General features: G+C 63.3%; 11 protein-coding genes and 1 pseudogene. 6 read left to right on the top strand and 6 right to left on the bottom strand.

Going from position 1 to position 12,841, the window contains the following annotated elements; translation table 11 throughout:
- The first annotated feature begins 29 nt into the window (after nt 1-29).
- The 4 genes from P3T16_RS14265 (at nt 30) to P3T16_RS14250 (ending at nt 3,688) form a co-directional block, all read left to right on the top strand.
- Nucleotides 30-965 (top strand): carbohydrate ABC transporter permease, encoded by a 936-nt coding sequence (locus tag P3T16_RS14265; protein ID WP_429254666.1) that lies wholly within the window; start codon nt 30-32, stop codon nt 963-965.
- Nucleotides 962-1,825, top strand: a complete 864-nt coding sequence (locus P3T16_RS14260; RefSeq protein WP_429254665.1) for a carbohydrate ABC transporter permease — start codon at nt 962-964, stop codon at nt 1,823-1,825. Before P3T16_RS14265 ends, P3T16_RS14260 begins: the two co-directional genes overlap by 4 nt.
- Nucleotides 1,822-2,511 (top strand): HAD family hydrolase, encoded by a 690-nt coding sequence (locus tag P3T16_RS14255; RefSeq protein ID WP_429342769.1) that lies wholly within the window; start codon nt 1,822-1,824, stop codon nt 2,509-2,511. The genes P3T16_RS14260 and P3T16_RS14255 overlap by 4 nt, the downstream gene beginning before the upstream one ends.
- 67 nt (nt 2,512-2,578) lie before the next feature.
- Nucleotides 2,579-3,688, top strand: a complete 1,110-nt coding sequence (locus P3T16_RS14250) for an ABC transporter ATP-binding protein (RefSeq protein ID WP_429254663.1) — start codon at nt 2,579-2,581, stop codon at nt 3,686-3,688.
- 51 nt (nt 3,689-3,739) lie between these two features.
- On the opposite strand, the gene P3T16_RS14245 is transcribed toward P3T16_RS14250, so the two are convergent.
- From P3T16_RS14245 to dalD, 3 genes are all read right to left on the bottom strand, one after another.
- Nucleotides 3,740-4,723, bottom strand: coding sequence for a sugar-binding transcriptional regulator (locus P3T16_RS14245; protein WP_429254662.1), 984 nt, complete (start codon nt 4,721-4,723; stop codon nt 3,740-3,742).
- Nucleotides 4,724-4,854: 131 nt separating this feature from the next.
- Complete coding sequence (gene xylB, locus P3T16_RS14240) at nt 4,855-6,336, bottom strand: xylulokinase (RefSeq protein ID WP_429342768.1); 1,482 nt, start codon at nt 6,334-6,336, stop codon at nt 4,855-4,857.
- Nucleotides 6,337-6,474: 138 nt separating this feature from the next.
- Nucleotides 6,475-7,869, bottom strand: coding sequence for a D-arabinitol 4-dehydrogenase (dalD, locus tag P3T16_RS14235; protein WP_429342767.1), 1,395 nt, complete (start codon nt 7,867-7,869; stop codon nt 6,475-6,477).
- Between the two features lie 371 nt (nt 7,870-8,240).
- Here dalD and P3T16_RS14230 point away from each other — a divergent pair, with 371 nt between their 5' ends.
- Together P3T16_RS14230 and P3T16_RS14225 are read left to right on the top strand one after the other, a co-directional pair.
- Nucleotides 8,241-9,785 carry an FGGY-family carbohydrate kinase gene (locus P3T16_RS14230; RefSeq protein ID WP_429342766.1) on the top strand — a complete coding sequence of 515 codons (1,545 nt, stop codon included), beginning with the start codon at nt 8,241-8,243 and terminating at the stop codon, nt 9,783-9,785.
- A 62-nt stretch (nt 9,786-9,847) separates the two neighbouring features.
- A pseudogene (locus P3T16_RS14225) lies at nt 9,848-9,925 on the top strand (SDR family oxidoreductase); the annotation flags it as partial.
- Nucleotides 9,926-9,941: 16 nt separating this feature from the next.
- On the opposite strand, the gene kynA reads toward P3T16_RS14225, so the two are convergent.
- From kynA to kynB, 3 genes are read right to left on the bottom strand one after another with little or no spacing between them, the layout of a single operon-like run.
- The gene (gene kynA / locus P3T16_RS14220) at nt 9,942-10,883 is read right to left on the bottom strand and encodes a tryptophan 2,3-dioxygenase (protein ID WP_429254658.1); all 942 of its coding nucleotides are present in this window, start codon (nt 10,881-10,883) and stop codon (nt 9,942-9,944) included.
- A gap of 10 nt (nt 10,884-10,893) precedes the next feature.
- On the bottom strand, nt 10,894-12,144 hold the full coding sequence (gene kynU / locus P3T16_RS14215; RefSeq protein ID WP_429342765.1) for a kynureninase: 1,251 nt from the start codon (nt 12,142-12,144) through the stop codon (nt 10,894-10,896).
- 43 nt (nt 12,145-12,187) lie between these two features.
- A complete protein-coding gene (gene kynB / locus P3T16_RS14210; RefSeq protein WP_429342764.1) occupies nt 12,188-12,823 on the bottom strand; it encodes an arylformamidase in 636 nt (211 codons plus the stop codon).
- Nucleotides 12,824-12,841 lie beyond the last annotated feature (18 nt).

The following is a 12,841-nucleotide window of genomic DNA, read 5'->3' as shown; positions in this document are numbered from 1 at the left end:
CCGCGAACTACCAGACAGGTGGTCCGATCATGCGTCATCTGCGCCTTCCTCTCATGCAAGTCCATCCCCAAACCGAACAGGAACGCGAAACCCGCAAGGCGGCGTCCGCACGATGGCTGGTCTCGCCATCGGTTGCCGTGCTGCTGTTGTGGATGGCGATTCCGCTCGCGATGACGATCTGGTTTTCGTTCTCGCGCTACAACCTGCTCAATCCCGATGTGAAGGGTTTCGCGGGCCTCGACAATTACAAATACCTCGCCAGCGATCCGGCCTTCGGTCCGTCGATCCTGATCACGCTGGAATTGATCGGCTCGGTGCTGATCATTACGGTGGTCGGTGGGATCCTGATGTCGGTGCTGTTCGACCGCAAGTTCTACGGCATGGGCGTGGCGCGGCTGCTCGCCATCGCGCCGTTCTTCGTGATGCCGACGGTCAGCGCGCTCATCTGGAAGAACATGATCCTGCACCCGGTGTACGGTCTCGTCGCGCAGGGCATGCGCGCGATCGGGCTCACGCCGATCGACTGGTTCGCCAACTATCCGCTCACGGCAGTCGTGATGATCGTCGCGTGGCAGTGGTTGCCGTTCGCGTTTCTGATCCTGTTCACGGCGATCCAGTCGCTTGACCAGGAGCAGAAGGAAGCGGCGCGTATCGACGGCGCCGGTCCGTTCGCGATGTTCTTCTTCATCACGCTGCCTCACCTGCGACGGGCGATCGCGGTGGTGGTGATGATGGAAACGATTTTCCTGCTGTCGATCTTCGCTGAAATCTATACGACGACGGGCGGCGGCCCGGGCACGGCGACGACCAATCTGTCGTACCTGATCTACTCGCTCGGCCTGCAACAGTTCGACGTCGGTCTGGCTTCCGCTGGCGGGATTCTCGCGGTGGTGCTGGCGAATATCGTGTCGTTCTTCCTCGTGCGTATGCTCGCGAAGAACCTGAAAGGGGAGTACGAAAAATGAGCCAGCTTGCTGCCACTTCAGCTGCACCTGCGTCGTCGATCAACTCGCCGATGGCGAAGCTTCGACGCGGCATTCCTGGCGTCCTCGCGTGGCTGGTCGCGCTACTGCTGTTCTTCCCGATCTTCTGGATGACGATCACGGCATTCAAGACGGAGCAGCAGGCGTACGCGTCGTCGCTCTTCTTCATCCCGACGTTCGACAGTTTTCGTGAGGTATTCGCACGCAGCAACTACTTCTCGTTCGCGTGGAATTCGATCCTGATTTCGGCGGGCGTGACGGTGCTGTGTCTGATACTCGCCGTGCCGGCCGCGTACGCGATGGCGTTCTTCCCGACTCGCCGCACCCAGAAAGTCCTGCTGTGGATGCTGTCGACGAAGATGATGCCGTCGGTCGGCGTGCTGGTGCCGATCTATCTGCTGTGGAAAAACAGCGGCCTGCTCGATACGGTGTCGGGTCTCGTGATCGTCTACACGCTGATCAACCTGCCGATTGCAGTATGGATGTCGTTCACGTACTTCGCGGAAATACCACGCGACATTCTCGAAGCAGGGCGGATCGACGGTGCGGCGACGTGGCAGGAAATCGTCTACCTGCTGATGCCGATGTCGCTGCCGGGTCTTGCATCGACGGCGCTGCTGCTCGTGATCCTGTCGTGGAACGAGGCGTTCTGGAGCATCAACCTGTCGAGTTCGCACGCGGCGCCGCTGACGGTTTTCATCGCGTCGTATTCGAGTCCTGAGGGTCTCTTCTGGGCGAAGCTGTCGGCGGCCTCGCTGCTGGCCGTCGCGCCAATCCTGATCGTCGGCTGGCTGTCGCAGAAGCAACTGGTGCGTGGCCTTACGTTCGGTGCGGTCAAATGACCGTGTCGAATTACGCGCTGATCTGCGACTGCGATGGTGTACTGATCGACAGCGAAGCCATCGCCGCGCGGATGCTCGTGCACGAACTGGAATCGCGCTGGCCCGGTGTGGACGTCGAGCCTGTCCTGATGCCGCTCCTCGGCCTGCGCACCGAGCGCGTGCTCGATGCGACGGCCGCGCATCTCGACAGAACGCTGAGCCCCGCCGACGTCGACGCGATCCGGGACGCGGTCAGCGCCGGTGCGATGGAGGCGCCGCTCGTCGAAGGCATCGTCGCGGCGCTCGGGCAGATTCCGTTGCGCATGGCCTGCGCGAGCAACAGCAACACGGCGTATGTGCAGGCCGTGCTGGCGCGCACCGGGCTCGTCGCTTTTTTTGGCGAGCGGGTGTTTTGCGCCGACAGCGTGGCGCAACCGAAGCCCGAGCCCGACGTCTATCTGGCCGCGGCGCGTGGGCTGAATCTGACGGCTGACGCGTGCCTTGTCGTCGAAGACAGCGTGACCGGTGTGACGGCCGCGAAGGCCGCGGGCATGACGGTGATGGGTTTTATCGGCGGCGGTCACGCGAATGAAGCGCAGATCGAAGCGCTGCGCGCAGCGGGCGCGGTGCATGTGTTCGACGATATGCGGCAACTGCCGGTATTCGTCACGCAATGGATGGAGCGCGTCGCCATCGGTTCGCACTGATGCGAATGCGGCGCGCACGATTAACGTGGAAGTGGAAGCATAAAGCAGCACCATCGGGAGACACATCATGGCAAGCCTGACCCTGCGCGGCATCGCGAAGCGCTACGACGAAACCGAAGTGATGCGCAACATCAACCTCGACATCGCGGACGGCGAATTCGTCGTGTTCGTTGGCCCGAGCGGTTGCGGAAAGTCGACGCTGATGCGGATGATCGCCGGCCTCGAAGACATCAGCAGCGGTGATCTGAACATCGACGGCACGCGCGTCAACGACATTCCGCCCGCCAAGCGCGGCATTGCGATGGTGTTCCAGTCGTACGCGCTGTATCCGCATATGACGCTGTACGACAACATGGCGTTCGGCCTGAAGCTCGCCGGCACGAAAAAGCCGGAAATCGACGCAGCCGTGCGCAACGCGGCGAAGATCCTGCACATCGATCATCTGCTGGATCGCAAGCCGAAGCAGCTTTCAGGTGGTCAGCGTCAGCGCGTTGCGATTGGCCGCGCGATTACGCGCAAGCCGAAGGTGTTCCTGTTCGACGAACCGCTGTCGAACCTCGACGCCGCACTGCGCGTGAAGATGCGCCTCGAATTCGCGCGTCTGCACGACGAGCTGAAGACGACGATGATCTACGTGACGCACGATCAGGTCGAAGCGATGACGCTGGCCGACAAGATCGTGGTGCTGTCGGCGGGGAACATCGAGCAGGTCGGCAGCCCGAACAGGCTGTATCACGCGCCGGCGAACCGCTTTGTCGCGGGCTTCATCGGCTCGCCGAAGATGAATTTCTTCGAAGGCACGGTGCAGTCTGTTTCGGCGGAGGGCGTGGTGGTGCGCTACGAGACTGGCGAGACACAGCGCGTGGCGGTGGAGCCTTCGAAGGTAAAAGAGGGCGACAAGGTGACGGTGGGCATCCGTCCTGAACATACGCACGTGAATTCTGGTGAAAATGGTGTGTCGGTGACGACGATGGCGATCGAATCACTCGGCGATGCGGCGTATCTGTATGCCGAAAGCAGCGTGGCGCCGGATGGCGTGATTGCGCGCATTCCGCCGCTGGAAAGACATGACCGCGGTGAGACGCTGAAGCTTGGGACGACACCGGATCATTGTCATCTGTTCGATGCGAATGGGCAGGCGTTCGAGCGGAAGATTGTTGAGGTGTTGGCGGCCTGACTGGCAACTGACTGCTGCGCCGCCTTACTTCTCCGGGGCGGCGCAGTTTTTTTAGCGTTTGCGCGCGGGTTTTGGCGCGCCTTGTGTTCCCTCTTCCAGCGCGGCCCGCGCACATCGTTCGTCGGTAACCAGCCCCGACAGCCAGCCGCCTTTCAGCGCGGCGATCACCGCATCGCGTTTGCGCTCACCACCTGCAAATCCAATCGTCGGGCGCTTAGGCGGCGAATCAAGATACAGACTCGTCACGCGATTACCCGTCGGCGACGCGACACGCGCACCTGAAGCGTTGATCGGCAGCCCAAGCATCTCCGCCACCGCGCCACGCTGCACCAGATCTTTCACCTCAGCCGACGTAATAAACCCGTCCTCATGAAGCGGACAGTTTGGCCCGATATTGCCGATCCCGACAAACGCCACATCCGCCGATCCCGACAGCGATTCAACGATGCGATACAGCCGGTGATTGACCCACTGCGCGCGCTCGGCCTCGCTATCCGCAATCAGTGGCGCTGGCAGCAGAAAATGCTTGCCGCCGGTTTTCTCGGAGATATGCAGCGCGACGTCGTAACGGTTCGACGAACCATCCTGTGCGATCGCGCCGACCATCGATACAAGCCGATGCTGCGGCCGGTCCAGCTGCGCGATCTGGTCGACGGCTGCCTTCAACGTGCGCCCGCTGCTCACCGCGACGATCATCGGTTTTTCTTCGAGCAGATAGCGCTCCATCACCTGCGCGCCGGCCACTGCGAGTTTGCGGTCGATCTCTTCGGGACTGTCGTCGTCGATCGGCACGATCTCGCAGGACGTCAGTCCATAGCGCTTCGACAACTGATCAGCAAGCGCCAGGCAATCGGCCAGCTGATGATCGACACGCACGCGGATCAGGTTCTTCTCGACCGCGAACGCGACGAGCCGTTGCGCGACCGGGCGCGACACCTGCAGCTTTTCCGCGATCTCGTTCTGCGTATTGCCCGCGACGTAGTAGAGCCACGCAGCGCGGGTGGCGAGATCGAGTTTTTCGGTAGACCTGGACACGATGGATCTTTGACGTGAGCGGCTTGCGCCGCGTGACAGGGTTCGGTGCGTCGACGAACGTGAATGGATCGCGCGCGGATGATAGCAGTCGCTTGTCTAAAACCAGGCGCGCGTTCAGACTGCGAACGCGCTCACACCAGGCGCTCGCGCGCGGGATCGAACAGCGGACGCACGTGGCGGTACAGCGCGCGATACGTATCGAGCCGCGCGCGCAACGCCGCGTGGCGCGCGGCATCCGGTATGAATTCGATTTCGACGGGCGGCTTGGTCAGCACCGTCGCCGGGTCGCCACCCGCTGCCAGCCAGCCCAGCCGCGCCGCGCCCAGCGCCGCGCCGGTTTCGCCGCCGCCGTGCTTGCGCGTCGGTGTATTGAGCGCGTCGGCGAGCAGTTGCGCCCAGTAGCTGCTGCGCGCTCCGCCGCCGATCAGCGACAGTGCGCGCGCCTCGGTGCCCGCGGCACGCAGCGCGTCGAGGCCATCGGTGAGCGCGAGCGTCACGCCTTCGAGCACGGCGTAGCCGAGCAGCGCGCGATCAGTCGCGTGCGTCATGCCGAAAAACACGCCCTGCGCGTACGGATCGTTGTGCGGCGTGCGTTCGCCAGAGAGATACGGCAGAAACAGTGGCGCAGTGGCCAGCGCTTCCGGTTCGAGCGCGGCGACTTCGGCGAGCAAGGTCGGTTCGTCGGTCGAGGTGAGCTTGCAGACCCAGCGCAAGCAGCTTGCCGCCGACAACACCACGCTCATCTGATGCCAGCGGTCGGGAATCGCGTGACAGAACGCGTGCACGGCAGAAGCCGGATTCGGCCGGAACCGGTCGCCGACGACGCACAGCACGCCCGACGTCCCGAGCGACACGAAGCCGTCGCCCGGCTGGATCGCACCGATGCCGATCGCGCTGGTCGCGTTGTCGCCGCCGCCTGCCGCGACCACGACGCCGTCCTGCAAGCCAGATTCACGCGCCACGTTCGGCCGCAGCGTGCCGGACGGCGCGCTGCCTTCGGCAAGCCGCGGCATCTGCGCGCGACGCATGTCGCACGCGGCGAGCAGGGCGTCCGACCAGTCGCGCTTCGCGACGTCGAGCCACAGCGTGCCGGCCGCATCCGACGGATCGGACACCTTCTCGCCGGTGAGCATCAGACGCAGGTAATCCTTCGGCAGCAGCACGCAAGCGGTCTTGCGGAAAATCTCCGGCTCGTGCCGTTGCACCCACAACAGCTTCGGCGCCGTGAAGCCGGGCATCGCGAGATTGCCCGCAATGCGATGCAGATCCGGCGCGCGCGCGGTCAGTTCGTCGCATTCCTCGACGCTGCGCATGTCGTTCCACAGGATCGCCGGGCGCAACACGCGATCTTCCGCGTCGAGCAGCACCGCACCGTGCATCTGGCCGGAAAGGCCGATGCCGCGGATCTGCGCGAATTCGTCGGGATGGCGTTCGCGCAGCGCGGCGAGGGCGGCGCGCGTGCCGTTCCACCAGTCGGCCGGATTCTGCTCGGCCCATCGTTGATGCGGACGCGAAACGGTAAACGGTGAGCCGGCGGTGCCGATCACGCGCCCGGTGGGCGCGAGCAGCAGGACTTTTACTTCGGACGTGCCGAGGTCGATGCCGAGATACATGGGCGCGGAACCTTCGTCATTAGGATGCGCTACTTTAGCCGCACGCGGCGCGCAAGGCCATGCGCATTAGACCTGGCTCACGTGCGTGGCCCGCTGGAAGGCTTTTAACAACGTGCGTTCATCCACGCTCATCCGTGCTCACCCGCGCTTCGCAAGCCATGCATCGACGCGGCCCACAGCGGCCCTCAGCGCGCTTTCCAGTGCCGTTGTCTGCGCCATGCTGCCCCACAGCAGGCGATCGGCACAGAACGCCTTTAACGGGTCCGGCGCGGTAAAGAAACCGCGTGCGACGCGCTCGTCCATCACGCCATCCTGATACGCGTACGGCAGCTTGCCGGATTGCCAGCGGTCGAGGAAACGGAAGAACAGCGCCGGCAGCATGGCGGTGGCCGCCGGTTCGACGCCGCGTGCGAAGCATTCCGACAGCGTCGGCGCAATGAAGCCGGGAATCTTGGAGAAGCCGTCGGCGGTGACGCGCTGGTTCGTATCCTGGATGAACGGATTGCTGAAGCGTTCCAGCACGACATCGCGATAGCGTTCGAGATCGAGCGGACTTGGCGTGAGACACGGAATCACGTCTTGCGTGACGTACTCGTACGCGAACTTCTGGATGTCGACGTCGATCGTGCCTTCGTGGATATAGCGCAGCCCGACGAGTGTCCCCGCCCACGCGATGCAGCTGTGCGTCGCGTTCAGGATGCGGATCTTGGCTTCTTCATACGGCAGCACGGACTTGACCAGCTCCGCGCCAACCTTCTCCCAGGTGGGACGTCCCGCACGGAAATTGTCTTCAATGACCCACTGGATGAACGCTTCGCCCATCACCGGGCAGGCATCGTCGAAACCGGTCGCCGCGAGCACGCGTTCGCGGACATCGGGAGTCGGGCGCGGCGTGATGCGGTCGACCATCGAATTCGGCGATGTCGTGTTTGCGTCGAACCATGTGCGAAATGCGGTGTCGCCGCGTCGGTCGAGGAATTCGCTCATGCCCGCGTGAAAACGCTCGCCGTTGCTGCGCAGGTTGTCGCAGGTTTGCAGCGTGACCGGGCCGGCGTTGCGCTTCATCCGCGCTTCGAGGATCGCGGCGAGCGCGCCGTAGATCGTCGTGCGGCCGCCCTTGAGGTCGGCGGCGAGGTCGGCGTTGGCGGTGTCGAGATGGTCGTGTTCGTCGAGATAATAGCCGCCCTCGGTCACGGTGAACGCGATGATCTTGCAGGCGGGATCCGAACCGGCTTCGATCAGCCCGGCGAGATCGGCCGACCACGGCAGTACGCGTTCGATCGAGCGGATGGTTTCGTAGGCGCGTTCGCCGTGCGGCGTGACGGTTTCGAGCGTGTAGACGCCGTCCTGCGCGGCGAGCGCCTCGAGCACCGCATTCATGTCGCTGCGGATATTGCCGACCGTGAGCGACCAGCGCGGTTCATCTGCGGCGCGCGCCTCGTTGAGCCGGTGCAGATACCATGCCTGATGCGCGCGATGAAACGATCCCGCGCCGATGTGCAGGATCACCTGGACGTTCGCGTCGCTGCTCATATTCGTCTCCTGAAGACTGGTGCGCACGTCTTGCACGGGCACTTTTTCGATGTGGAGCATTTGCTCTGTGTGTGAACGAATGATCGTATCCGGCGAATCGAAAGTCAAGGCAATGCGGGATGCTTTCTGTGGCGCAGCGCGGCGTGAAAGGCTTTCGCGACCGATGAGGGGGCGGCGTGCAGTGCGCCACATCGGCGACAAACCTTGCTGCTGCGTTGCATCAAATTTGATTTTTTCCGGGTCGGTGGGATTGTCACGCGCGGGTTTTCGCAGGAAGAATGGAATGAAGCGATCCAGCTAGCGAATTCGCTCGATCCGATCAAGGTGTTGATGAAGCCGCGCCAGTTCGCACGCGGTTAACTGGAGAGTGTATGGAATACGTTATCGGCGTCGATATTGGTACGCAGAGCACCAAGGCGCTTCTGGTCGACCGGAACGGGGCGGTAATCTCGCAGCACGCCGCGAGCTATCACCCGGATACGCCGAAACCGCTATGGGCCGAGCAGTGGCCTTCGGTGTGGTTCAACGCCGTGACGGAGTGCATTGCGCGCTGCGTGAGCGATGCGAAAGCGAAGGGTATAGCGGCGCGAACAATCAAGGCCGTGTGCGTGAGCAGCCTGTACGGCGGCTCGGGCATTCCTGTCGATAGCGAAATGCGGCCGTTGTATCCGTGTCTGATCTGGATGGACCGGCGCGCCACCGCAGAAGTCGACTGGGTGCGCAACACGGTCGATCTGGACCGTCTGTACGCGATTACCGGTAACAGCGTCGACAGCTATTACGGCTACACGAAGATGTTGTGGCTGCGTGAGCAGGAGCCGGACGTATGGGCGAATACGCGCTACTTCCTGCCGCCGAACGCGTACGTGATCTATCTGCTGACCGGCGAAGTCGCTGTCGATCACAGTTCGGCGGGCAATATCGGCGGCGTGTACGACATCGCGCGACGCGACTGGTCCGACGAAGCGCTCGACATGCTCGGCATTCCCGCGACGATGATGCCGGAGCGGCTCGTCGATTCGTCGGAAGTGGTGGGCGGCCTGCTGTCGCAGTGGTGCGAACACCTTGGGCTTGAGGCGGGCACGTCGATCGTGGCGGGCGGCGTCGACGCAGCGGTCGCGACGTTCGCTGCAGGCGTGACGCGCGCCGGGCAACACGTCGCGATGATCGGCACCAGCATGTGCTGGGGCTACATCAACCAGAGTGTCGATGCGCGGCATGGGCTCATCAGCATGCCGCACGTGTTCAACGGCATGCAGGATATCTACGTGTTCGGCGGCGCGATCACGGCGGGCGCATCGGTGACATGGTTTCGCGACCAGTTCTGTCAGGCCGAGATCGAAGCCGCACGCGCGACGTCGCACGGCGATCCGCACCGTCTGCTCGAAGACGCGGCCGCGCGCATTCCTGCAGGCTCCGACGGCGTGATGTTCCTGCCGTATCTGATGGGCGAACGTAGCCCCGTGTGGGACGCGAAGGCGAGCGGCGCATTCATTGGACTGAGCCTCTTTCATACGCGCGCGCATCTGTATCGCGCGGTGCTGGAAGGCGTGTCGTTTGCGCTGCAACACAATATCGAAGCCGGCCGCAAAGGCGCGAAATCGCTTGATGACAAGCTGATCGTCGTCGGCGGCGCGGCGCATTCGGATCTGTGGATGCAGATCATCGCGGATATCACGGGTTATCCGGTGTACACGATCAAGGAGGAAGTCGAAGCCGCGATGGGCGCCGCGTTGCTGGCTGCTTTAGGCGCGAAGCTCGTGACGCATGAAGCCGCGCACGAAGGCTGGGTGACGCTCGTGGAACGCGCGCAGCCGGATGACGCGCGAAAGCAGGTGTATGCCGGGCGCTTCAAGGTCTATACCGATCTTTATCCGGCGTTGAAGCCGCTCATGCACCGTCTCCAGCCGACATGAACACGATCTTCGATTTCCCGGACCGCGCGATTCTTGTGACGGCCGCGTCGAGTGGTATCGGCCTGTTTTTGTTGAGCGATGCCGCTTCGATGATCAGCGGCATCACTTTGCCGATCGATGGTGGTTATACGGCGCGGTAAGGATTGAAGCTAACGGCTAAAGCACCGTCCGCACGTGCCACAACTCCGGAAACAGTACGACGTCGAGCATCTTGCGCAGATACGGTGCGCCGGTCGTGCCTCCCGTGCCCTGCTTGAATCCGATGATCCGCTCGACGGTGGTGACATGCCGGAAGCGCCATTGGCGGAACGCGTCTTCCAGATCCACCAGCTCTTCGGCCATCTCGTACAGCTCCCAGTGTTGCGACGGATTGCGATACACCTCGAGCCACGCGGCTTCGACCGACTCATCGTGCGCCGTGGGCTGCGTCCAGTCGCGGTTTAGCCGCTCCGGGTTGATCGCGAAGCCGCGTCGCGCAAGGAGACGGATCACTTCGTCATAGAACGAAGGCGCTTCGAGCGTCGCCTGCACTTCGGCGAGCACCTCCGGCCGGTGCGCATGCGGCTTGAGCATCTGCACATTCTTGTTGCCGAGCAGAAATTCCAGCTGCCTGTATTGATACGACTGAAACCCGGACGACGCGCCAAGATAAGGCCGCATCGCCGTGTATTCGGATGGCGTCATCGTCGAGAGCACGCTCCACGCCTGCACCAGCTGTTCGAGAATCCGCGACACCCGCGCCAGCATCTTGAACGCAGGCGGCAGGTCGTCGCGATGCACGGAGCCAAGCGCTCCACGCAGTTCGTATAGCGCGAGCTTCATCCACAGTTCGCTCGTCTGATGCTGGATGATGAAGAGCATCTCGTTGTGATCCGGCGAAAGCGGATGCTGCGCCGACAGGATCGAACCGAGCGACAGATAGTCGCCATAGCTCATCGACTGCGAGAAATCGAGTTGCGCTTCGTGCCAGCCTTCTGCGTTTGAAGGCGGAACGTGAGGCGCATGCGCACCTGCGGCGGCACCCGAAGCGCCGGCACCATGCCCGAAGGGACAGCCTTGCGAAGGTTCATCGCCAGGCAACTGCATGTGATCGGTCATTGCGCTCTCCTCAGGTCACCGCGCCGCGCGTCGCGAATTCGGGCGCGCGCCAGATTTCGTTTGCGAGCACATCGCGCAGCGTTTCGACTGCGTCCCACACGTCGACATAGCGCGTATAGAGCGGCGTGAATCCAAATCGCAGCACATGCGGCTCGCGATAATCGCCGATCACGCCGCGCGCGATCAGCGCCTGCATCACTTCATAACCATTCGGATGCTCGAAGCTCGCGTGCGAGCCTCGCTGTTTGTGGTCACGCGGCGTGACGAGCGTGAGCGGGAATTCACTGCAACGCGACTCGACCAGCTCGATGAAGCGATCCGTCAACGCCAGCGATTTTTTGCGGATCGCCTGCATGTCAGTCTGCAGAAACACGTCGAGACCGGATTCGACGAGCGCCATCGACACCATCGGCTGCGTGCCACACAGAAAGCGGCCGATGCCGTCGTCCGGACGATACGTCGGGTTCATCTCGAAGGGCGCGCGATGGCCCCACCAGCCGGACAGCGGCTGCGAAAACGCGTTCTGATGTCGTTGCGCGACCCACACGAAAGCCGGCGAGCCCGGCCCGCCGTTCAGATACTTGTACGTGCAGCCCACCGCATAGTCCGCGTCCGCGCCGTTCAGGTCGACCGGTACCGCGCCCGCCGAATGCGCGAGATCCCACAGCGCGAGCGCACCCGCTTCGTGGATCAGATTCGTCAATGCGGCCATGTCGTGCATGTAGCCGGTGCGGTAATTCACATGCGTGATCATCGCGATGGCTGTGTCGTCGCCGAGCGCGGCGGGCAGTTCGGACGGATCGTCGATCAGACGCAGCGTGTAGCCGCGATCGAGCTGTTCGATCAGACCTTGCGCGATATACAGATCGGTCGGGAAATTCGAGCGCTCGGACACGATCACGCGACGCTTCGGATCGCGCTGGTTCTGCAGCCTCAAAGCCGCCGACAGCAGCTTGAAGAGGTTGATCGAAATCGTATCGGTGACGACGACTTCGTTTTCCGCCGCGCCGATCAGCGGCGCGAGCTTGTCGCCAAGACGACGCGGCAGCGCGAACCAGCCGGCGCTGTTCCAGCTGCGGATCAGCCCTTCGCCCCATTCGGCGGCGATGACGGTCTGCGCGCGTTGCGCGGCAGCGGCCGGCGCCACGCCGAGCGAGTTGCCGTCGAGGTAGATCGTCGCTGCCGGCAACGCGAATTCGTTGCGCAAGGCGGCCAGCGGGTCGGCGCTGTCCAGCGCCAGGGCTTCTTCACGGGTATTCATGGTGGTCCAGTCGAAAGGAATCAGGTTATTCAGCGTTGGGTGCTCAAAGGGCACGCAGCACGGCGCGTACCGGGCTCGCATCGAGCGTCGTGAATTTGAGCGGCAGCGCGATGAGTTCGTAGTCGCCTTCCTCGACGGCATCCAGCACGATGCCTTCGAGGATTGCCATCCGGTGCGCGCGGATGCGGTGATGGGCGTCCATCGTTTTCGATTCCTGCGGATCGAGCGAAGGCGTGTCGATACCGATCAGCTGGACGCCACGCGAAGCGAGCAGATCGATCGTCTCCGGCGCGACGGCGCAGAACGCGCTGTCCCACTCGCGTGTCGGCGCGCGTGCGTAGGTGCGCAGCAGCACGCGCGGCGGGAGGCTTTCGTCGAGATCAAGCGCGCCGGCAATATGCGCGGGCGTCACCAGCGGCGCGGCGCCGATGCAATGAATCACCCGGCAGCGCCCGATATACGCATCGAGCGGCACGACGCCGATTGCGGCGCCTTCGGCGTCGTAGTGCAGCGGCGCGTCGGTATGCGCGCCGGTGTGCGGCGATAGTGTTATCCGCGCAACATTCACCGGCGACCCCGCTTCCATGCGCCAGACGCGCTCGATGCCGACCGGCGTATCGCCCGGCCAGACGGGCGTCGCGGGGTCGATCGGCGGGGTGATGTCCCAGAGTCCGTTCATGTCTCCATCGTCATATCA

The sequence above is a fragment of the Paraburkholderia sp. GAS42 genome, assembly GCF_050436565.1.
In the GTDB taxonomy this organism is placed as follows: Bacteria; Pseudomonadota; Gammaproteobacteria; order Burkholderiales; family Burkholderiaceae; genus Paraburkholderia.
This window is presented reverse-complemented; position numbering and strand designations above follow the sequence as displayed.